This window comes from Streptomyces venetus (genome assembly GCF_039540295.1).
Lineage (GTDB): Bacteria > Actinomycetota > Actinomycetes > Streptomycetales > Streptomycetaceae > Streptomyces > Streptomyces venetus.
In genome coordinates this window covers 237,257-258,406 of sequence record NZ_BAABET010000012.1, presented here as the reverse complement: position 1 = coordinate 258,406, position 21,150 = coordinate 237,257, and the positions used below count along the sequence as shown (strand labels likewise).

Genomic DNA, 21,150 nt, shown 5'->3' with positions numbered 1-21,150 from the left:
TCAGTCCTCCAGTGCGGCGAGGCCGGGGAGCGTCTTGCCCTCGAGGTATTCGAGGGAGGCGCCGCCACCGGTCGAGATGTGGCCGAATGCGTTCTCGTCGAAGCCCAGGATGCGGACGGCGGCGGCGGAGTCGCCACCACCGACCACCGTGAAGGCCCGGGAGTCGAGGAGAGCCTGGGCGACCGCCTTGGTGCCCTCGGCGAAATCGGGGTGCTCGAAGACGCCCATGGGGCCGTTCCAGAAGACGGTGGCGGCGTCGGCGATCTTCGAGGCGTACAGCTTGCGGGACTCGGGGCCGATGTCCAGGCCCATCTGGCCGGCCGGCATGGCATCCGCGGCCACGGTGCTGGGCCGGCCCGGGGCCTTGGTCTTGAGGTCCGGGAACTCCGGCGCGACCACGACGTCCACGGGCAGGACCAGCTCGACGCCGTTCTTCTCGGCGCGCTCGATGTACTCCCGGACGACCGGGAGCTGATCCTCCTGGACCAGGGACGAGCCGATCTCGTGACCCTTGGCCTTGAGGAAGGTGAAGACCATGCCGCCGCCGATGAGCAGGCGGTCGGCCTTGCCGAGCAGCTGGTCGATGACGGCCAGCTTGTCGGACACCTTGGCGCCGCCCAGGACGACGGCGTAGGGCCGCTTGACGTCGTCGGTGAGCTTCCTCAGGACGCCGACCTCGGTGGCGATCAGGTAACCGGCGGCGTGCGGCAGGCGGGCCGGGAGGTCGTAGACGGAGGCGTGCTTGCGGTGCACCGCGCCGAAGCCGTCGCCGACGTAAACGTCCGCGAGGGCCGCGAGCTGGTCGGCGAAGGCGCCGCGCTCGGCGTCGTCCTTGCTCGTCTCGCCGGCGTTGAAGCGCAGGTTCTCGACGACCGCGACCTGGCCGTCGGCGAGGCCGCCGACCGTGGCGCGTGCGGACTCGCCGACCGTGTCGGTGGCGAACGGCACGTCCGCGCCGAGGAGTTCACCGAGGCGCGTGGCGGCCGGGGCGAGGGAGAAGGCCGGGTCCGGGGCGCCCTTGGGGCGGCCCAGGTGCGAGGCGACGACCACGCGGGCGCCCGCGTCGGCGAGAGCCTTGACGGTGGGCAGCACGGCGCGGATGCGGCCGTCGTCGGTGATGGTGGTGCCGTCCAGCGGCACGTTCAGGTCGGCGCGGACGAAGATCCGCTTGCCCGCCACTCCTTCGGCGAGGAGTTCGTCGATCGTCTTCATGCAGGGACTCCTGAAAGAGCTCGTGATCGCTCGAAAGCGCTCGTGATCGAACAGCTCTGATCTGTACGTGAATCAGGGCTCGGACAGCGCGACCGTGCGCTGCCCGAGCCCTGCTCTCACATCGTGGTGCCTGGTCTATTCGATCAGAGCTGGTTACCGACGAAGACCGTCAGGTCGACGAGGCGGTTGGAGTAGCCCCACTCGTTGTCGTACCAGCCGATGACCTTCACGTTCTTGCCCTCCTGGACCATGGTCAGGGAGGAGTCGAAGGTGCAGGACGCCGGGGCGTTGACGATGTCGGAGGAGACGATCGGGTCCTCGGTGTACTCGAGGATGCCCTTCAGCTCGCCCTCGGCGGCCTTCTGGAAGGCGGCGTTGACCTCTTCCTTGGTGACCTCGCGGCCGAGTTCCAGGACGAGGTCGGTGACCGAGCCGGTGGGGACCGGGACGCGCATCGCGATGCCGTCCAGTTTGCCCTTGAGCTGCGGCAGGACCAGCGCGGTGGCCTTGGCGGCACCGGTCGTGGTCGGAATGATGTTCTCGGCGGCGGCACGCGCGCGACGCAGGTCCTTGTGCGGGAAGTCCAGGATGCGCTGGTCGTTGGTGTACGCGTGCACCGTCGTCATCAGGCCCTTGACGATGCCGAAGTTCTCGTCGAGGACCTTCGCCATGGGCGCCACACAGTTGGTGGTGCAGGAGGCGTTGGAGATGACGTGGTGGTTGGCCGCGTCGTACGTGTCCTGGTTGACGCCCATCACGATGGTGACGTCCTCGTCCTTGGCCGGAGCCGAGATGAGGACCTTCTTGGCGCCGCCCGCGATGTGCTTCTCGGCGTCGGCCTTCTTGGTGAAGATGCCGGTCGACTCGATGACGATGTCGACGCCCAGCTCGCCCCACGGGATGTCCGCGGGGTTGCGCTCGGCGAGGACCTTGATGGTCTTGTCGCCGACGGTGATGGTGTCCTCGGTGTGCGAGACCTCCTGCTTGAGGCGGCCCAGGATGGTGTCGTACTTCAGCAGGTGAGCGGTGGTCGCGGTGTCACCCAGGTCGTTGACAGCCACGATCTCGATGTCTGCACCCTGCTCCAGGAGCGCGCGGAAGTAGTTACGCCCGATGCGGCCGAAGCCGTTGATGCCTACGCGGATCGTCACGAACCGATCTCCTCGTTGGTACGCCGGCCATGAGGTGCCGGCGAGCTCTGTTTGGGATGTCCCCGACCGCCTCCGACCCTACCTCCCTGAGGCCCAGGTGGTGACATCCAGATGCCCCATACACGGCAGGGCGGTCCGTACCGGCCAGTAGGGGTACGGACCGCCCGCCACCGAGAGCAAGATCACTCGATTTCGCTACCCGGCGTGGTGCCTGTTGACCGAGAGTTCCCTGGTCCCGGGAGGTCACACGTCGAGGGACGGAGGGTCACACGTCGAGGGAGGCGAGTGCCTTCCTCATCAGTGCCGCGCGGTCGGCCGCGGTGACGACGTGCTCCAGGCCGAAGCCCAGCAGCACGGTGTCGTCCGTGGTGACCGCGCCGTACGTCTGGAACAGGGCCCCGGTGCGGGCCCAGCCCTTGAGGACGGCCGGGCTGCCCGCGGGCGGTCCGGACGCCTCCCAGGCGCCGAGCGAGGTCTCGAAGCCCTCGGTCTCCTTCGCCGTGCCTCCGACGACGAGCGAGGCCTCGTCGGCGAGGACGCCGTAGCCGCCGGTGCCCGGGTCGGTGACATAGCTGATCGAGAGCTCGACCGACTTGCCGGCGTACGCGCTCAGGTCGAAGGTCACCTGCTGCCAGCCGCCGGAGGAGCCGGTGATGCTGTGCCACTGCCCGGTGCTGCCGGTCGCGGTGCAGCCGCTGTCCGACTGGGTCAGGTAGTGCTTCAGCCAGGGGTGCTCGCGGACGTAGAAGCCGCCCTCGCACTCCGTCGGCACGGTGGCCTTGGTGGCGCCGCCCTTCTCGGGCAGGGTCGTCCAGTCGTCGGCGCCCGTGGTGTGGGCCTCGACCAGGACGTTGTCGTAGCCGGACTCGGTGTTCCACATCAGCTGGGTGCGCAGGGTCGGCTGGTCGGCCGCGGTGACACCCGTGAGGTCCACGGTGCGGGTGAGGCGCTTGTAGGCGTCGTCGGTGTGGACGGCGGCGGCCATCGAGGAGCCCGCGTACGGGCCGTACGGGTTGACCGCCCCGGCGAACTGTCCGGCGCCCTTGCTCGCGAACCGCGGGTACTGCTCGGCCGGCAGTTCGTCGGAGGTGACGTTGTACCGGCCCGCCTTGTCCAGCGGGTTGCCGGGCGCGTCGGCGAGCGGGCCCGTGAAGCCGCTGAGCTCTCCGGAGCCGGTGAAGCCGGTGGCTCCGGCGGCCGTGGTGCGGCTGTAGGCGCCCAGGTAGTACTGGCTGAAGTCGTTGGACAGGGCGCCACCGCCGAGGTCGACGCTGCCGCCGGCCTGCTCACCGGCCTCGATCAGCCTGCCGCCCGCGTTGAGGAAGGCGCGCAGTTGCAGCTGGGTGGCGTTGCCGGGGACGCTCGCGCCCGTGTAGTGGACGACGGTGTCGAAGTGGCTCAGCACGCCGAGCGCGTCGGGTGCGCCCTGCCGGGCGACGTCCCAGACGACCGCCTTGCGGCCGTTGGCCTTGAGCGCGTCGACGTACTTCTGCGCCTGTGTGGCGGTCGCGCCCTCCTCGGCGACGACGAGGGTGTTCGCCCGGGGCCGCTCGGCGACGGAGTAGGCGAAGCGCTCGCTGGAGACCTTCTTGCCGTTCCTCGTCTTCGCGGTGAACCACACCTCGACCCGGTCGCCGGGATCGGCGTCCTTGACCTTGGCCCGGTACTCGTCGAAGTAGAGGTTGTCCTCACCGCCGTAGGTCTCGCCGCCCTTCCAGGGCCGGAGCGCCATGTCCTCGGTGCGGCCGCCGTTGACGCGGTACCTCAGTTCCTTGTCGCGCAGCGACTTCCGCGCGACGACGGAGACCTCCTGGTCACCGCCGCGGGCGTACGACGTCGGGAACGCGGCCGGGGTGAAGTCGGCGGCGCTCAGTCCCACGGACGAGGACGGCCGGTCGGGGTGGGACGCGGACTCGGCGACGGAGAGCGCGAACGGGATGTTCCTGGCGAACTCCTGCTGGATCAGCTTCTCGTCGTCCGGGAAGGTGAAGACCGACCGGCAGTCGGCCGCCTTCCACTCGTCGTTCGGGTCGGCGTTCGAGGCCGACTGACAGGTCGACATCTCGGGGGTGAACATCGCGATGCCGTTGACGTTGGCCGCGTGGCCGTCCGCCTCGCCGTTGGTGGTGTACAGCTCGGAGGAGAGCTGCGGGTGGTAACCCGGGATCGCGGAGTTCTCGGGCGTGCCGGCGAGCGCCTCGTACAGGGCGTCGTCCGGGGTCGGCGTGGCCACCTGCCAGCCGACTCCGTACAGCAGCAGTTCGGCGGCGGAGTGGTAGTTGATGCCGTACGTGAAGCCGATCCGCTTCTCGAAGGCGTGCAGGGCCTGGGTCTCCGGCTCGGAGGCCGGGCCCGGGCCGCGGTAGGTCTCGCTGGTGGCGTTGGGGGACGAGCCCTCGTCGTCGTAGCCCCACTTGTAGGAGAAGTTGCGGTTGAGGTCGACGCCGTCGCCGGTGCCGATGACGCCGTCACCGTTCATGTCGCGCAGGTTCTTGCGCCACATGCGGTTGTCGTCGTCGGCGAAGGTGTAGTCGTAGCCGTCCGGGTTGGCCGAGAGGACGAACCACAGTTCGGTGGAGTCGACGATCTTCTTGATCCGCCGGTCCTTCTTGTAGTTGTCCAGGTAGTGGTGCATCAGCCGCCGGGTCATCTCCGGCGTGATCCACTCGCGCGCATGCTGGTTGGACATGTAGAGGACGGACGGCTTGGAGCCGTCCTTCGCCTTCTTCGCGCCCCGGGTGAGCTTCAACGCAAGGATGTCCTGGCCCTTGACGGTCTTGCCGATGGAGACGACCTTGGTGAGGCCGGGGTTGTCCTGAGCGGCCGCGAGGATCTCCTCCTTCAGGCCGCCCTTGCCGCTGTAGGGGCGGAACACGCCTTCGGCGGCGTTCCCGACGCGGGCCTTGGCCCTGCTGGAGAGGTCGTGCTCGGTGAGGTCGACGCCCTGCTGCTCCAGCTTCTTCGCCTGCCGGTCGGTCAGGTAGACCTCGACGGTGGCGGTGCCTTTGGCGGGTACCCGCTCGCTGAGTTCGTGGCCGTCCTGGCCGGCGGCGAGCAGCAGGGGTACCTGCTGCCGGGTGACGTCGGCGCGGAAGACCTTGACTTCGTCCGGGTCGGACGGGGCTGTGCTGTCCGGTTGTGCCTGGGCGATGGGTGCGATGCTCGCTCCGCCGATCAGGAGCGCGCCGACAGCGAGGATCGATCTCGCTCTTCGTCTCATGAACCCCCCTAGCCTGGGTCCGCCACAGCAGCGAACAGATGCCAGGCTCATGACAGTCCATGATCGAGTCAAGAGCGCCCGAACGACACGCAAAAGCCGGCGCCGATCACCCAAGTGGGCGTCGACCCCGGCTTTTTGACGGGCCGTGGGATCAGCCCACGAGGTTGTCGGCGAGCTCCTCGTCGGCGAGGTTGGCCTCCGTGCCCGGGATGCCGAGGTCGGAGGCGCGCTTGTCGGCCATGGCGAGCAGGCGGCGGATCCGGCCGGCGACGGCGTCCTTGGTCAGCGGCGGGTCGGCGAGCGCGCCCAGCTCCTCCAGGGAGGCCTGCTTGTGCTCCATGCGCAGCCGGCCGGCGGCGGCGAGGTGCTCGGGGACGTCGTCGGCGAGGATCTCCAGGGCGCGCTGGACGCGGGCACCGGCGGCGACGGCCGCGCGGGCCGAACGCCGCAGGTTGGCGTCGTCGAAGTTGGCAAGCCGGTTCGCCGTGGCGCGCACCTCGCGGCGCATCCGGCGCTCCTCCCAGGCCAGCACCGACTCGTGGGCACCGAGGCGGGTGAGCAGGGCCCCGATCGCGTCGCCGTCGCGGACGACGACCCGGTCCACGCCGCGCACCTCGCGGGCCTTGGCGGCGATCGACAGGCGGCGGGCCGCGCCCACCAGGGCGAGCGCGGCCTCGGGGCCCGGGCAGGTCACCTCGAGGGAGGAGGAGCGGCCGGGCTCGGTGAGCGAGCCGTGCGCCAGGAAGGCTCCGCGCCAGGCGGCCTCGGCGTCGCAGGTGGCCCCCGAGACCACCTGCGGGGGCAGGCCGCGGATCGGGCGGCCCCGCCCGTCGACCAGGCCGGTCTGGCGGGCCAGCTGATCACCACCCGCGACGACCCGCACCACGTAGCGCGAGCCGCGGCGCAGTCCGCCCGGTGCCATCACGATCAGCTCGGAGCTGTGTCCGAAGATCTCCAGGATGTCCCGCTTGAGGCGGCGGGCCGCCATGGCGGTGTCCAGCTCCGCCTCGATCACGATCCGACCGCTCACCAGGTGGAGGCCGCCGGCGAACCGCAGGATGGCGGAGACCTCCGCCTTTCTGCAGCAGGTCCGGGTGACGGGGAGCCGGGAGATCTCGTCCTTCACCGCTGCCGTCATCGCCATGGGCCGATCCTTCCATGCATCCGAAAAATACGGTCGTACGCGGCGGCCAACAGCTCCGGGTCGTGCCTCGGGGTGCCGTCGGGCCGGGCCACCGGCGCCAGCTCGACCGCGGCCCCGAACCGCTTGGCGGCATCGGTCAGGGAGTCACGGTCGGGCACGGCGGCCTCGTCGGCCAGCACCACGTCCAGGGCGAGTTTAGGGGCGTGTCGTCCCAAAACCTCCAAATGACGCTGCGGGGAGAAGCCCTCGGTTTCTCCGGGCTGCGGGGCGAGGTTCAGGGAGAGTACCCGGCGGGCCTTGGTCTGCGTGAGCGCGTCCAGCAGCTCGGGCACCAGCAGGTGCGGGATGACCGAGGAGAACCAGGAGCCGGGTCCCAGCACCACCCAGTCCGCGTCCAGGACGGCGTCGACCGCCTCGGGCACGGCCGGCGGGTCGTTCGGCACCAGGTGCACGGACTGCACCTCGCCCGGGGTGAGGGCGACGGTGGCCTGGCCGCGGACGGTGTCGACCTCGTCCGGGCGGTCCGGGTCGTGGCCCTTGACCAGGGCCTGGAGCTCCAGCGGCACGGCGGACATGGGCAGCACGCGCCCCTGGGCGCCCAGCAGGCGTCCGACCAGGTCGAGGGCCTGGACGTGGTCGCCGAGCTGCTCCCACAGGGCGACGATCAGCAGGTTGCCCACCGCGTGCTCGTGCAGGGCGCCCTGGGACTGGAAGCGGTGCTGGATGACGCGGGCCCAGGTCTGGCCCCAGTCGTCGTCGCCGCACAGCGCGGCCAGTGCCTTGCGCAGGTCGCCGGGCGGCAGCACGCCCAGCTCGTCACGGAGCCGGCCGCTGGAGCCGCCGTCGTCGGCCACGGTGACGACGGCGGTGAGGTCGCCGGTGATCCGGCGCAGCGCGGCGAGCGAGGCGGACAGGCCCATGCCGCCGCCGAGGGCGACGACCTTGGGCTGGGCGCCCCGGCGGCGCGGTCTGCCGCCCCGGGCCTCGGCGGGCCGGCTGCCCTTGCCTGAGGTGTTGCCCTCGGGCATCACCCGGCGCAGCCGGCTCAGCCGGGGAGTACGTCGTGTCATTCGCGTCCCATGTCCCGGTGGACGACCACCGTCTCCACGCCCTCGGCCGCGAGCCGGGCCGCCAGCTTCTCCGACATGGCGACCGAGCGGTGCTTGCCACCCGTGCAGCCCACGGCGATGGTCACGTAGCGCTTGCCCTCACGGCGGTAGCCGGTGGCGACGAGCTGGAGGAGCTCCGTGTAGCGGTCGAGGAACTCCTTGGCGCCGGGCTGGTTGAAGACGTACCCGGAGACCTCCTCGTTGAGGCCCGTGAAGGGGCGCAGCTCCGGGACCCAGTGCGGGTTCGGCAGGAAGCGGCAGTCGACGACCAGGTCGGCGTCGACCGGCAGGCCGTACTTGTAGCCGAAGGACATGACCGTGGCCCGCAGCTCCGGCTCCTCCTCGCCGGCGAACTGGGCGTCCATCTTGGCGCGCAGCTCGTGCACGTTCAGGCTGGAGGTGTCGATCACCAGGTCGGCGTCGCCGCGCAGCTCCCGCAGGAGCTCGCGCTCGGCGGCGATGCCGTCGACGATGCGGCCGTCGCCCTGGAGGGGGTGCGGGCGGCGCACCGACTCGAAGCGGCGCACCAGGGCCTCGTCGGAGGACTCCAGGAAGACGATCCTCCGGGTGACGTTCTTCGCTTCCAGGTCGGCGAGGGACTCGCGGAGGTTGTCGAAGAAGCGGCGGCCTCGGACGTCGACGACGACGGCGATGCGGGCCACGTTGCCCTGGGAGCGGGCGCCGAGCTCCACCATGGTGGGGATCAGCGCGGGCGGCAGGTTGTCGACGACGAACCAGCCGAGGTCCTCCAGGCACTTCGCGGCCGTCGAGCGGCCCGCCCCGGACATGCCGGAGATGATCACCAGCTCGGGGATGGCCGCGTCCGGGACCGTGGCCTTCTCATTGGGCGTGCCCGTACTCACCTGTGCTCCGTCTCCGGCTTGCTCTGTGCGGCCGTCTTGCTCGTTCACATTCATGTCTCCTGCCCCCGTCGTTCGTCCGGGGCTCCTGTCCTCACGGGTTCCCCACTGGAACCCATCGTGCCGGGTTCCTCTTCCATGATCTCCCCAGTCGCCGTGTTGACGGCGGGTGCGGCCGGAGCCGCCTGGGCGAGGGCCGCCGCGATCGTCTCGGCGGTCTTGCGGCCTATGCCGGGGACCTCGCAGATCTGGTCGATGGTGGCGGATCGCAGTTTCTTCAACGAACCGAAGTGCTTCAGAAGTGCCTGCTTGCGGGTGTCCCCGAGGCCCGGGACGTCGTCCAGGGGGCTGGACCGGAAGCGCTTGGACCGCTTGGTGCGCTGGTAGGTGATCGCGAAACGGTGGGCCTCGTCACGGACGCGCTGGAGCAGGTACAGGCCCTCGCTGGTGCGGGGCAGGACCACCGGGTCGTCGTCGCCGGGCAGCCAGACCTCCTCCAGGCGCTTGGCGAGGCCGCACACGGCGATGTCGTCGATGCCGAGGTCGTCCAGGGCCCGGCGGGCGGCCGCGACCTGGGGTGCGCCGCCGTCGACGACCACGAGCTGGGGCGGGTAGGCGAACTTCTTGGGGCGGCCGTCGTCCTCGGTGAGGGTGTTCGTGGGGCCGGCGAGGTCCGTGCCGGTGAGGGGGCTCTCGCCGTTTCCGGGGGTGGTCTCGGCGTTCTCGCCGTCCGTCCACTCGCCCGTCTTCTCCTTCTCGGCGAGATAGCGCCGGAAGCGCCGGGTGATCACCTCGTGCATGGAGCGGACGTCGTCCTGACCGGCGAAGCCCTTGATCTGGAAGCGGCGGTACTCGCTCTTGCGGGCGAGGCCGTCCTCGAAGACGACCATGGAGGCCACGACGTCGTCGCCCTGGAGGTGGGAGATGTCGTAGCACTCGATCCGGAGCGGGGCGCTGTCCAGGTCGAGCGCGTCGGCGATCTCCTCCAGGGCGCGCGAGCGCGTGGTCAGGTCGGAGGCGCGCTTGGTCTTGTGCAGCACGAGCGCCTGCTGCGCGTTGCGCTGCACCGTCTCCATGAGGGCCTTCTTGTCGCCGCGCTGCGGGACGCGCAGGGAGACTCCGGAGCCGCGCCGCCCGGCGAGCCACTCCTGGACGGGCTCCACGGGGTCGGGCAGGGCGGGGACCAGGACCTCCTTGGGGACGGCGTCGCCGGTCTCCTCGCCGTACAGCTGCTGGAGCGCGTGTTCCACGAGGGCGCCGGTGGTGATCTCCTCCACCTTGTCGGTGACCCAGCCGCGCTGGCCGCGGACCCGCCCGCCGCGTACGTGGAAGATCTGGACGGCCGCCTCCAGCTCGTCCTCGGCGACCGCGATCAGGTCGGCGTCGGTCGCGTCGGCCAGCACGACCGCGTTCTTCTCCATGGCCTTCTTCAGGGCCTCTATGTCGTCGCGCAGCCGAGCCGCGCGCTCGTACTCCATCTCCTCGGCCGCCTCGCCCATCTGCTTCTCCAGGCGGCGGATGTACGTGTTCGTCCGGCCGGTCATGAAGTCGCAGAACTCGTCGGCCAGTTCGCGGTGCTCCTCCGCGGAGACCCGGTCCACGCAAGGGGCCGAGCACTTGCCGATGTACCCGAGGAGGCAGGGGCGGCCGGTGCGGGCGGCGTTCTTGAAGACGCCGGCCGAGCACGTGCGCACGGGGAAGACGCGCAGCAGCAGGTCGACGGTGTCCCGGATCGCCCAGGCGTGCGCGTACGGACCGAAGTACCGGACGCCCTTCTTCTTGTGACCGCGCATCACCTGAACGCGCGGGTACTCCTCGTTCATCGTCACCGCGAGGTACGGGTAGCTCTTGTCGTCGCGGTACTTGACGTTGAACCGGGGGTCGTACTCCTTGATCCACGAGTACTCCAGCTGGAGCGCCTCGACCTCCGTGGACACCACCGTCCACTCCACGGACGCGGCCGTGGTGACCATGGAGCGAGTGCGGGGGTGCAGGCCCGCCAGGTCCTGGAAGTAGTTCGCCAGGCGCTGGCGCAGGCTCTTCGCCTTCCCGACGTAGATCACCCGGCGGTGCTCGTCGCGGAACCTGTAGACCCCCGGTGAGTCGGGGATCTCACCCGGTTTGGGGCGGTAGCTGGAGGGGTCGGCCATGTCTCACACCCTACTGGCGAGCACCGACAGTCCGGCGGGGCCGCGGGACACGATCACGGGCCCCGTGGCGCGGCAGTTTCCAACGGCATGCCCCGCCTCGGGGTTACGGCCCGCCGGGAGCGGGAATGTGGCTCACCCACGGGACACGGCGACGTCCGGCGGACAGAGCCCGTCCCGGTGCAGGCACAGGTTGTCGGTGCGGACCGCCGTTCCCGGTGCGGAACGGGCGGGCCACGGGTCGGAGGGCTGCGCGGATGAAGCGGATGCGGATCGAGAAAACCCGGCGGACGGCCCGTGCCCGCCGGTACACGGACGAGCCGTTGGCGCTGCGCGACGCCCTGGACCCGCGCGATCCCGACATCGCGCGGGCCAAGCGTCTGGCCCTCCGGGACCAGGGCGGAAACGACCCCTCCTAGAAGCTCACCGGTCTGCCGCGAAACGCCCGGGGTGCCCGCCCCGGGCGTTTCGCATGCCCGGGCGGCCCGGCCGGGAGTACGTCACTGTCCGGCATCAGGTGTTGTCGGGATCAGGTCAACACGCTTCAATGCGGGGGAACTCGGGGCGCTGAACGACGGCGTACGGATGTGAAGGCCTGCCCTGCGCCGCTGGGACCGCCCCGCGTGAACGGTCTGACCAGCCGTTGCCGACTCAGAGAAGAGGCCCCTGCATGCCGCTCGCCCCCCAGCACGCGGACGTCGCCACCACGGAACTGGACTCGGCCCTGCGAGGTGGCCCCTTCCACGTCGCCCTGCGTGCCGCGATAGCCGCCCGCGGGCTGCCACTGCAACGCGTGCAGCACCATCTGTCCCGCCACGGCGTGAAGGTCGGCGTCACCAGCCTGAGTTACTGGCAGCAGGGCGCCAGGCGCCCGCAGCGCCCCGAGTCGCTGCGGGCCGTACGGGCGCTGGAGGAGATCCTGGAGCTGCCCGAGGAGTCGCTGCTCCGGCTGCTCGCCGAGTCCGGCGAGAGCCCGTCCGGGCAGCGGTCGTCGGCCCGGTCCTACCGCTCCCTCGTCGAGGCCTCGGGGGTCCTGGACCAGCTGCTGGCCGAGCTGGACTGCCCGCCGGACGGCGGCCTGCACACCCTCGGGCACCACGAGCGGCTCCGGATCGGCGCACGGCGCGAGCTGGCCGAGCGCGAGTCGCACCACATCGTGCGCGCCCACCGGGACGGCGTCGACCGCTTCGTGGCCGTCCACCACGGCGACCGCGGAGCCGTGCCGGAGCGCATGCGGGTGCACTCCCTGGAGAACTGCCGGACGGGACGTGTCCGTTGGCACGACGACACCGGTCTGCTCGCGGCCGAGCTGCTCTTCGACACCCGTCTGCGGGCCGGGGACACGTTCCTGTTCCGCTTCGGGGTCGAGGACGGCACGGCGGGCGTGTCACGCGAGTACGTCCGCGGCTTCGACTCCCCCGGCGGCCAGTACGCGCTCCAGGTGTGCTTCGACGCGGCCGCCGTCCCGCTGCGCTGCCACCGGTTCGCCCAGCAGACGACGGCGGCCCCGCGCACGGGGTGCCACGAGCTGCCGCTGAGCGGGCGGCATCGGTCGGTGCACCTGGTCGAGCCGCGGGTGCGGGCCGGGTTCGTGGGGATCGGCTGGGACTGGGAGTAGCCGGCCGGGGCCGGGGTCGGCATCTGTGCCCCCTCCCCGGGTCTCCCTCACCCCCGGGGGGTCTCCCTCCCCCCGGGTCTCCCCACGGTCACCTCAGGGTCTCCCCCGGCCCCGGGGGATCTGCCGGACGTAAACGCTTGCGCAAACGTTTACGTCCGGTCGGGGATGCGGTACGTTCCTCGCCGGGAAGCGAGGAAGGGAACGCCATGGCGACCATGGCCGACGTCGCACGGAGCGCCGGTGTCTCGGTGGCCACCGTGTCGCACGTGCTGAACGGCACACGGCCGGTGCTGCCGCACACCCGCCAGGCGGTCCTGGACGCCGTGGAGGAGCTCGGCTACACCACGAACACGCTGGCCCGTTCCCTGGTGACGTCCCGCACCCGCTCCATCGGGCTGGCGGTGTCGGCCATCAGCAACCCGTACTTCACGGAGATCCTCCAGGGCGTCGAGGCCGCCGCGCTGGAGGCCGGCTACAGCCTGCTCATCGCCGATCCGCACGACGACCCGGAGCACGAACGCAAGGTCGTCCAGCTGCTGCACGAGCGCCGGGTGGACGGCATGATCGTGGCGCCCTCCGCGGAACCGCGCGGGCTGCTCGCCTACCTGGGGCGGCACGACGTGCCCGCCGTGTTCCTCGACCGGCTCGTGGGCACCCCGGAGACGGACGGCGGCCCGCGCTTCGACCAGGTCTGCGCCGACAACACCGAACCGACGTCCCGGCTGGTCACCCACCTCGCGGGGCTCGGCCACCGGCGGATCGGGCTGGTGGCGGGGCTGCCCGGGCTCAGCACCACGAGTGAGCGGATCACCGGATACCGGAGCGGCCTCGCCTTCGCGGGGCTCCCCTACGAGGAGCGGCTCCTGGTGCACGGCGACTCGGAGTCGGCCGGCGCCGAACAGGCCACCGCCGCCCTGCTGTCCCTCGCCGTGCCGCCGACCGCGCTGGTCACCGGCAACAACGCGATGACCATCGGCGTGCTGCGTGCCCTGCGCTCCCACGGCCTCTCCGTGCCCGGCGACATCGCGCTGTGCTGCTTCGACGACTTCGCCTGGGCGGACCTCTTCTCGCCCCGGCTCACCGCGATCGGGCAGCCCAGCAAGGAGATCGGCGCCCGGGCCGTACGCGTGCTCCTGGAGCGCCTCGCCGAGCCGGACCGGCCCGCGCGGACCGTGCGGCTGCCCTGCACCTTCGTCCACCGCACCTCGTGCGGCTGCCCCGAACCCTCCGAGGAAGGAACCCTGTCGTGATCGTCGTCGCCGGTGAGGCACTGATCGACCTGGTACCGCGGGGCACGGGGGCCCTGGCGGCGCTCCAGCCGGCGCTCGGCGGCGGCCCCTACAACACGGCGGTGGCGCTGGGCCGCCTCGGCTCCCCCGCCGCCTTCTGCTCCCGGGTGTCCCACGACGCCTTCGGGGAGGCTCTGCTGGACCGGCTGCGCGGGACCGGAGTGGACGTGTCGTCGGTGCAGCGGGGCTCCGAGCCCACGACACTCGCCGTCGCCACGGTCGGCGAGGACGGCTCGGCGGCGTACTCCTTCTACGTCGACGGGACGGCGGACCGGGAGTTCACGGCGCCCTCCGCGCTGCCGCCCGGAACCCGGGCGGTCTCCTTCGGCACCTGTTCGCTGGTGCTGGAACCGGGGGCGAGCGCGTATGAGGAGCTGATGCGCACGGCGGCCGGGCAGGGCGTGTTCACCGCGCTCGACCCGAACATCAGGGCCGGGCTGATCCCGGACGCGGACGCCTATCGGGCGCGGTTCAAGAGCTGGCTGCCGTCGGTGTCGCTGCTGAAGCTGTCGGCGGAGGACGCCGAGTGGCTCGGCGGCACGCCGCAGGAGTGGCTGGCGGCCGGCCCGGCGGCGGTCGTGATCACCCGGGGCGGTGAGGGCCTGACCGCCTACACCGCCGACGGCGGTGAGTACACCGTGCCGGGCGAGCGGGTGGAGGTCGTGGACACGATCGGGGCCGGTGACACCGTCAACGCCGCGCTGCTGCACGGGCTGGCCGTGCGGGACGCTCTCAGCCGGCAGGCCCTGGCCGCGCTGGGGTCCGACGGCTGGCCGGAACTGCTGGGCTTCGCGGCCCGAGCGGCGGCGATCACCTGCTCCCGGGCGGGCGCGGAACCTCCGTACGCCCACGAGCTGGACGGCTGACGCGAGCCGGGTCCGGGCAATGGTCCGCCCTGGCCCGCGTCGCTCAGCCCGTCTCGCCCACCGCCCTCAGCGCGCCGGGGCGGCGGCCGTCGAGGCGGTCCAGGGCGGCGGCCGTGGCCTCGTCCGCCGGCAGGTGGACGACGACGGTCTGTCCCTCGTCGGGCAGCGAGAGCGTCTCGTGGAGCAGCCTCAGCGAGCCGGCCTCCGGGTGTTCGAGATGCTGGGTGCCCGTCCGCCGCGGCGTCAGGGCCAGGTCGGCGAAGCGGTCGGCGAAGTCCGCCCCCGCTGTCACCGTCAGCTCGTCGGCCAGCTCGGCGAGGTAGGGGTCGCGCAGGGGGACTCCGTGCCGGAGCCGGGCGACGAGGTCGTCGGCCACCCGGTCCCAGTCGCGGTAGGCGTCTCGGGCCCGTGCGTCGGTGAACAGGTACCGGAGCAGGTTGGGCCGCTCGTCGTCGAGCAGGCCGACGGGACCGACCAGCCGTTCGTAGCCGGCCGTGTGCGCGAGGACGTCGCCGATCCAGTTGACCACCACGGCCGGGGCCGGCTCCAGGCGGTCCAGTACGGCCCGTACGGTGGGGCGCGCCGTGTGGCTGAGGGACGGGGCCGCAGCGCAGATCAGCGGATCGCCGCCGTCCGCTTCCTTGGTCAGGCGGCGCAGCAGCACCCGGTCGGTCAGGGACAGGTTCAGGGCGTCGGCCAGGGCACCGAGCACCTGGGCGGACGGGTTGCGGTCGCGGCCCTGTTCCAGCCGGGTGAGGTACTCGACGCTGATGCCGGCGAGCGTGGCCAGTTCGGAGCGCCGCAGCCCCGGGGTGCGGCGCCGTGCTCCGGTGGGCAGGCCCACTTCGGCGGGGCTGACGGCTTCACGCCAGGTGCGCAGGAACGTGCCCAACTCGTTGTCGCTCACCCGGCGAACGTACATCGGGCGCGGACACGGATCGTGGCCCTGCCACTACCAGGCTCCGGCCGGTCTCCCTCACGGGCCGCGCGGGCCTCAGGGTGGAGGGCATGACGAATGACACCGCCACCGCCGCTTCCGCCACCGCCCTGCCGCTGGCCCCGGGCGAGTGGGCCCTCGACCCGTTCCACTCCTCCGTGAACTTCACCGTCCGCCACCTGGGCATCGCCAAGGTGCGGGGGCGCTTCGAGCGGCTGGAGGCAGAACTGTTCGTCGGGGAACGGATCGAGGACGTGCGGATCTCCGCGACCGTCGACCTGGCCTCGATCGACACCGGCAACGCCGACCGGGACGCGCATGTGCTCGCCCCCGACCTGCTCGACGTGGCGAAGCGCCCGACGATGACGTACCGCTCGACGCGGGTGTCGGGCGCGGGTGAGGACTGGACGATGGAGGGCGAGCTCACGATCGGCGAGGTCACCCGGCCGGTGACGCTCGCCGTGGAGTTCGGCGGGCTGGTCGAGGTGCCCATGGACGGCAGCCGGCACGCCGGGTTCGAGGCGACGGGCGAGATCCGCCGCAGCGAGTTCGGGCTCGACTTCGCCCCGGGTCTGCTCGGCGAAGTGGTGAAGATCCAGCTCGACATGCAGTTCGTGGAGCCTAAGAACGGCTGACGGACACACGCCGACGCGCCGGGTCCCCCAGGTGGTCACCTGGGGGACCCGGCGCGTCGCCGGTGCTCTCAGCCCTTGGCCGCCCGCGTCGTCTTCTTCGCGGCCGTCTTCGTGGTCTTGGCCGCCGCCTTCTTGCCGGCGGTGCTGTTGACCGTAGTGCCGGCGGTCTTCTGTGCCGGGACGGTCTTCTTCGCCGTCCTCTTGCGCGGGGCCTTCACCGAGGACGCGTCGCTGACCCGGTCGGCGCCGAGGACCTCGCGCAGGAACTTGCCGGTGTGGCTGGCCGGGACCCCCGCCACCTGCTCGGGTGTGCCCTCGGCGACGACCAGACCGCCGCCGGCACCGCCCTCGGGGCCCATGTCGACGATCCAGTCGGCGGTCTTGATCACGTCGAGGTTGTGCTCGATGACGATGACCGTGTTGCCCTTGTCGACCAGTCCGGACAGGACCGTCAGCAGCTTGCTGATGTCCTCGAAGTGCAGACCGGTGGTCGGCTCGTCCAGGACGTAGACCGTGCGGCCGGTGGAGCGGCGCTGGAGTTCGCTGGCGAGCTTGACGCGCTGGGCCTCGCCGCCGGACAGGGTGGTCGCGGACTGGCCGAGCCGGACGTAGCCGAGGCCGACGTCCTTCAGGGTCTTCATGTGGCGGGAGATCGAGGGAACGGCCTCGAAGAAGTCGGTGGCCTCCTCGATCGGCATGTTGAGGACGTCGGCGATGGACTTGCCCTTGTAGTGGACCTCCAGGGTCTCCCGGTTGTACCGGGCGCCGTGGCAGACCTCGCACGGGACGTAGACGTCCGGGAGGAAGTTCATCTCGATCTTGATGGTGCCGTCGCCCGAGCAGTTCTCGCAGCGGCCGCCCTTGACGTTGAAGGAGAAGCGGCCGGGCAGGTAGCCGCGGACCTTCGCCTCGGTGGTCTCGGCGAACAGCTTGCGGATGTGGTCGAAGACGCCGGTGTACGTGGCCGGGTTGGAGCGCGGGGTGCGGCCGATGGGCGACTGGTCGACGTGCACGACCTTGTCGACGAGGTCGTCCCCGTCCACGCGCGTGTGCCGTCCGGGCACGCTCCTCGCGCCGTTCAGCTCGCGGGCCAGGTGCGTGTACAGGATGTCGTTGACCAGGGTCGACTTGCCGGAGCCGGAGACACCGGTGACGGCGGTGAAGACGCCCAGCGGGAACGAGACGTCGATGTCCTGGAGGTTGTTCTCCCGGGCACCGTGCACCGTGAGCTGCCGGGACGGGTCCAGCGGGCGCCGGATGTCGGGCAGCGGGATGGCCTTCTTGCCGGACAGGTACTGACCGGTCTGCGACTCGGCGTTGGCGAGCAGCTCCTTCAGGGAGCCGCTGTGCACGACCTTGCCGCCGTGCTCACCGGCGCCGGGGCCGATGTCGACGATCCAGTCGGCGGTCTTGATGGTGTCCTCGTCGTGCTCGACGACGATGAGCGTGTTGCCCATGTCGCGCAGCCGGACCAGGGTCTCGATCAGGCGGTGGTTGTCGCGCTGGTGCAGACCGATGGACGGCTCGTCGAGGACGTACAGGACGCCGACCAGGCCGGATCCGATCTGGGTGGCCAGGCGGATGCGCTGGGCCTCGCCGCCGGAGAGGGTGCCCGCCGCGCGGTTCAGCGAGAGGTAGTCCAGGCCGACGTCGACCAGGAACCGCAGCCGCTCGTTGACCTCCTTCAGGACGCGCTCGGCGATCTTCTTGTCGCGGGCGGTGAGCTTCAGCTCGCCCAGGAAGTCCGCGCAGTCGCTGATGGACATCGCGGAGACCTCCGCGATGGACTTGTCCATGATCGTGACCGCGAGGACGATCGGCTTCAGTCGCGTGCCCTCACAGGTCGGGCAGGGCACCTCGCGCATGTAGCCCTCGAAGCGCTCGCGGCTGGCGTCGCTCTCGGCCTCGCTGTGCCGGCGCTTGACGAAGGGGATGGCACCCTCGAAGGCCGTGGTGTAGCGGCGCTCGCGCCCGTACCGGTTGCGGTAGCGGACCTCGACCTGGGTCTTGTGGCCGTTCAGCAGGGCCTTCTTGGCGCGCTGCGGCAGGCCCGCGAAGGGGATGTCCGTCCGGAAGCCCAGGGCGTCGGCGAGGGCGCCGATGAGGCGGCCGAAGTAGTCCTTGGTGTGGCCGTGCGACCAGGGGTGGATGGCGCCGTCGTCGAGGCTCTTGTCCTCGTCCGGGACGATCAGCTCCGGGTCGACCTCCATGCGCGTGCCGATGCCGGAGCAGTCCGGGCAGGCGCCGAAGGGCGAGTTGAAGGAGAAGGAGCGGGGCTCCAGCTCCTCGAAGGAGAGGTCGTCGTACGGGCAGTACAGGTGCTCCGAGTACATGCGCTCGCGCTCGGGGTCGTCCTCGGGGAGGTCGACGAAGTCGAGCACGACCATGCCGCCGGACAGGCCGAGGGCGGTCTCGACGGAGTCGGTGAGGCGGCGCTTGGCGCCCTCCTTGACCGTGAGGCGGTCGACCACCACCTCGATGGTGTGCTTCTCCTGCTTCTTCAGCGTCGGCGGGTTCGACAGCTGGATGGTCTCGCCGTCCACGCGCGCGCGGGAGTAGCCCTTGGTCTGGAGGTCGGCGAAGAGGTCCACGAACTCGCCCTTGCGCTCGCGCACCAGCGGCGACAGCACCTGGAAGCGGCTGCCCTCGGGCAGCTCCAGGACCTTGTCGACGATGGCCTGGGGCGACTGGCGCGAGATCGGGCGGCCGCACTCGGGGCAGTGCGGCTTGCCGATGCGCGCGAAGAGCAGGCGCAGGTAGTCGTAGACCTCGGTGATGGTGCCGACCGTGGAGCGCGGATTGCGCGAGGTCGACTTCTGGTCGATGGAGACGGCCGGGGAGAGGCCCTCGATGAAGTCGACGTCCGGCTTGTCCATCTGGCCGAGGAACTGCCGGGCGTACGAGGAGAGCGACTCCACGTAGCGCCGCTGCCCCTCGGCGAAGATGGTGTCGAAGGCCAGCGAGGACTTGCCCGACCCCGACAGGCCCGTGAAGACGATGAGCGAGTCGCGCGGGAGGTCGAGCGAGACGTTCTTGAGGTTGTGCTCGCGCGCTCCACGAACGATGAGACGGTCGGCCACGCCGGTCCGCACCTTTCTTGAGAGAAGTGACAGGGGCGGGGCCCCCGTCTTTCTCAGACTAGGGGGAGCCACTGACAACGCCGGTCGGATTCACGGGTTGCCAACAAACCCCGGCTCTCCAGCATGCCCGACGCCACGTCCGACCATATAGCACGCGCATTCGATTTACGGCACTCGTTCACCACCTTCACCCGAAGGTGTGGCGGGGCTAGGGTCAGCACCATGATTGATCACGCGCATGACCTGGAGTCTGTACGTGACGCGACCGAGCGGCTGCTCCTCGCAGTCGGCAAACTGGACAACGCGTCTGTGACGGAGCCGTCACGCCTGCCCGGCTGGACCCGCGGCCATGTCCTGGCCCACCTCGCCCGCAACGCCGACGCCCTCGTGAACGTCCTCGCCGGCCGTCCCATGTACGTCTCCGCCGAGGCCCGGGACAGCGACATCGAGCGGGACGCCCCGCGCCCCCTCGACACCCAGCTCACCGACCTGCGCGAGAGCGCGGCCCGCTTCCAGGAGATCGGGGCCGCTCCGGCGGACTGGTCGCGGACGGTGGAGCTGCGCAACGGCGTCACGGACTCCGCGTCCCGGGTGCCGTTCCGGCGGTGGGTGGAGGTGGAGCTGCACCACGTGGACCTGGGGATCGGGTACGAGCTGGAGGATCTGCCGAAGGACTTCACCGAGCGGGAGATCGGCTTCCTGGCCGACCGGTTCGCCGGGCACCCCGACGTGCCGCACACCCGCGTCACGGACGGCACGCGCGCGTGGAGCACCGGACGGGAGGCGGGGGACGGGACCGAGGTGATCGTCACCGGCTCGCCGGCGGAGCTGCTCGGCTGGCTGGCCGGACGTCGCGACGGGTCCGCGCTGACGGTGGACGGCGGCCCGCTTCCGGCGCTGCCCCCGCTATAGGCTGGCGGACATGACGTACAGCGGCGAGGTGACGGTCGGCGGACCTGCCGACGTGCACGAGCTCAAGGACCTGATGATCACCAAGATCGCGGTGGGTCCGATGAACAACAACGCCTATCTGCTGCGCTGCCGGGCGACGGACGAGCAGTTGCTGATCGACGCCGCGAACGAGGCGCACACCCTGCTGGGCATGATCGGCGACGACGGCATCGCGTCCGTCGTCACGACCCACCGGCACGGCGACCACTGGCAGGCGCTCGCCGAGGTCGTGGCGGCCACCGGTGCCCGCACGTACGCGGGCCGCGAGGACGCCGAGGGCATCCCCGTACGGACCGATGTGCCGGTCGACGACGGGGACACCATCCGGGTGGGGCGCGTGGAACTCACCGCGCGCCATCTGGTCGGGCACACACCCGGCTCGATCGCTCTCGTCTACGACGACCCGCACGGGCATCCCCATGTGTTCACCGGGGACTGTCTCTTCCCGGGCGGTGTGGGCAACACCCACAAGGATCCCAAGGCGTTCGCCAGGCTCATCCACGATGTGGAGACGAAGATCTTCGACGTGCTGCCGGACGAGACGTGGGTCTACCCGGGGCACGGCAACGACACCTCGCTGGGCGCGGAGCGCCCGCAGCTTCCGGAATGGCACGCACGCGGGTGGTGAAGGACTGCGCGGGGCGCGTGCGCGTCGAGCGGTGAGCCGCGCAACGCGCCCCGTGTGAATCGTTCGCACACGCCGGGGTCGCACATGCGCTCCCCTCTCCCCCGGTTGAGCGGTCAACTGGAAGGAGCCCCGCGCAGGATGACGGCTCCTGGGCGGATGGGCCGCCGGCCTGTCGATCCCCGCCCTCGGCCGGCGGCCCCGGCACCTCCCGAACACGGCGGTGCGCCGGGGGTGTTCACATCAATGAAACACCCGTTCCCACCATCCGGACATCTGTTGCCGTGACCTCGACAAACGGGGCCG

At 71.0% G+C, this 21,150-nt stretch carries 16 protein-coding genes; 7 read left to right on the top strand and 9 right to left on the bottom strand.

Annotated elements, in window-relative coordinates; translation table 11 throughout:
• The 7 genes from ABEA82_RS33375 to uvrC form a co-directional block, all read right to left on the bottom strand.
• The gene (locus ABEA82_RS33375; protein WP_345665472.1) at nucleotides 1-1,212 is read right to left on the bottom strand and encodes a phosphoglycerate kinase; all 1,212 of its coding nucleotides are present in this window, start codon (nucleotides 1,210-1,212) and stop codon (nucleotides 1-3) included.
• Between the two features lie 143 nt (nucleotides 1,213-1,355).
• Nucleotides 1,356-2,363, bottom strand: a complete 1,008-nt coding sequence (gene gap, locus ABEA82_RS33370) for a type I glyceraldehyde-3-phosphate dehydrogenase (protein ID WP_345665471.1) — start codon at nucleotides 2,361-2,363, stop codon at nucleotides 1,356-1,358.
• 265 nt (nucleotides 2,364-2,628) lie between these two features.
• Nucleotides 2,629-5,583, bottom strand: a complete 2,955-nt coding sequence (locus ABEA82_RS33365; protein WP_345665470.1) for a M14 family metallopeptidase — start codon at nucleotides 5,581-5,583, stop codon at nucleotides 2,629-2,631.
• A 151-nt stretch (nucleotides 5,584-5,734) separates the two neighbouring features.
• Nucleotides 5,735-6,727: a DNA-binding protein WhiA gene (gene whiA, locus ABEA82_RS33360; protein WP_345665469.1), complete on the bottom strand. Its 993-nt coding sequence runs from the start codon at nucleotides 6,725-6,727 to the stop codon at nucleotides 5,735-5,737.
• Complete coding sequence (locus tag ABEA82_RS33355) at nucleotides 6,718-7,797, bottom strand: gluconeogenesis factor YvcK family protein (RefSeq protein WP_345665468.1); 1,080 nt, start codon at nucleotides 7,795-7,797, stop codon at nucleotides 6,718-6,720. The genes whiA and ABEA82_RS33355 overlap by 10 nt, the downstream gene beginning before the upstream one ends.
• Nucleotides 7,794-8,753 (bottom strand): RNase adapter RapZ, encoded by a 960-nt coding sequence (gene rapZ / locus ABEA82_RS33350; RefSeq protein ID WP_345665467.1) that lies wholly within the window; start codon nucleotides 8,751-8,753, stop codon nucleotides 7,794-7,796. The genes ABEA82_RS33355 and rapZ overlap by 4 nt, the downstream gene beginning before the upstream one ends.
• Complete coding sequence (uvrC, locus tag ABEA82_RS33345) at nucleotides 8,750-10,846, bottom strand: excinuclease ABC subunit UvrC (protein WP_345665466.1); 2,097 nt, start codon at nucleotides 10,844-10,846, stop codon at nucleotides 8,750-8,752. Before uvrC ends, rapZ begins: the two co-directional genes overlap by 4 nt.
• Nucleotides 10,847-11,109: 263 nt before the next feature.
• Here uvrC and ABEA82_RS33340 point away from each other — a divergent pair, with 263 nt between their 5' ends.
• The 4 genes from ABEA82_RS33340 (at nucleotide 11,110) to ABEA82_RS33325 (ending at nucleotide 14,616) form a co-directional block, all read left to right on the top strand.
• Nucleotides 11,110-11,262: a hypothetical protein gene (locus ABEA82_RS33340; RefSeq protein ID WP_345665465.1), complete on the top strand. Its 153-nt coding sequence runs from the start codon at nucleotides 11,110-11,112 to the stop codon at nucleotides 11,260-11,262.
• Between the two features lie 251 nt (nucleotides 11,263-11,513).
• The gene (locus tag ABEA82_RS33335) at nucleotides 11,514-12,461 is read left to right on the top strand and encodes a hypothetical protein (protein ID WP_345665464.1); all 948 of its coding nucleotides are present in this window, start codon (nucleotides 11,514-11,516) and stop codon (nucleotides 12,459-12,461) included.
• A 206-nt stretch (nucleotides 12,462-12,667) separates the two neighbouring features.
• Nucleotides 12,668-13,711, top strand: coding sequence for a LacI family DNA-binding transcriptional regulator (locus ABEA82_RS33330; protein WP_345665463.1), 1,044 nt, complete (start codon nucleotides 12,668-12,670; stop codon nucleotides 13,709-13,711).
• The gene (locus ABEA82_RS33325) at nucleotides 13,708-14,616 is read left to right on the top strand and encodes a carbohydrate kinase family protein (protein WP_345665462.1); all 909 of its coding nucleotides are present in this window, start codon (nucleotides 13,708-13,710) and stop codon (nucleotides 14,614-14,616) included. Before ABEA82_RS33330 ends, ABEA82_RS33325 begins: the two co-directional genes overlap by 4 nt.
• A 43-nt stretch (nucleotides 14,617-14,659) precedes the next feature.
• Here ABEA82_RS33325 and ABEA82_RS33320 read toward each other — a convergent pair whose 3' ends face one another.
• Nucleotides 14,660-15,523: a helix-turn-helix domain-containing protein gene (locus ABEA82_RS33320; protein WP_345665461.1), complete on the bottom strand. Its 864-nt coding sequence runs from the start codon at nucleotides 15,521-15,523 to the stop codon at nucleotides 14,660-14,662.
• Between the two features lie 101 nt (nucleotides 15,524-15,624).
• Between ABEA82_RS33320 and ABEA82_RS33315 the strand changes: the two genes are divergently transcribed.
• Nucleotides 15,625-16,188: a YceI family protein gene (locus ABEA82_RS33315; RefSeq protein ID WP_345665460.1), complete on the top strand. Its 564-nt coding sequence runs from the start codon at nucleotides 15,625-15,627 to the stop codon at nucleotides 16,186-16,188.
• Nucleotides 16,189-16,256: 68 nt separating this feature from the next.
• Here the strand turns inward: ABEA82_RS33315 and uvrA are convergent, their stop codons facing one another.
• Entirely contained in the window at nucleotides 16,257-19,268 is a 3,012-nt protein-coding gene (gene uvrA, locus ABEA82_RS33310) for an excinuclease ABC subunit UvrA (RefSeq protein WP_345665459.1), read from the bottom strand.
• A gap of 222 nt (nucleotides 19,269-19,490) precedes the next feature.
• On the opposite strand from uvrA, the gene ABEA82_RS33305 reads away from it, so the two are divergent.
• Nucleotides 19,491-20,180, top strand: a complete 690-nt coding sequence (locus ABEA82_RS33305; RefSeq protein WP_345665458.1) for a maleylpyruvate isomerase family mycothiol-dependent enzyme — start codon at nucleotides 19,491-19,493, stop codon at nucleotides 20,178-20,180.
• Nucleotides 20,181-20,190: 10 nt separating this feature from the next.
• Nucleotides 20,191-20,847: an MBL fold metallo-hydrolase gene (locus tag ABEA82_RS33300; protein ID WP_345665457.1), complete on the top strand. Its 657-nt coding sequence runs from the start codon at nucleotides 20,191-20,193 to the stop codon at nucleotides 20,845-20,847.
• The last annotated feature ends 303 nt before the right edge of the window (nucleotides 20,848-21,150 follow it).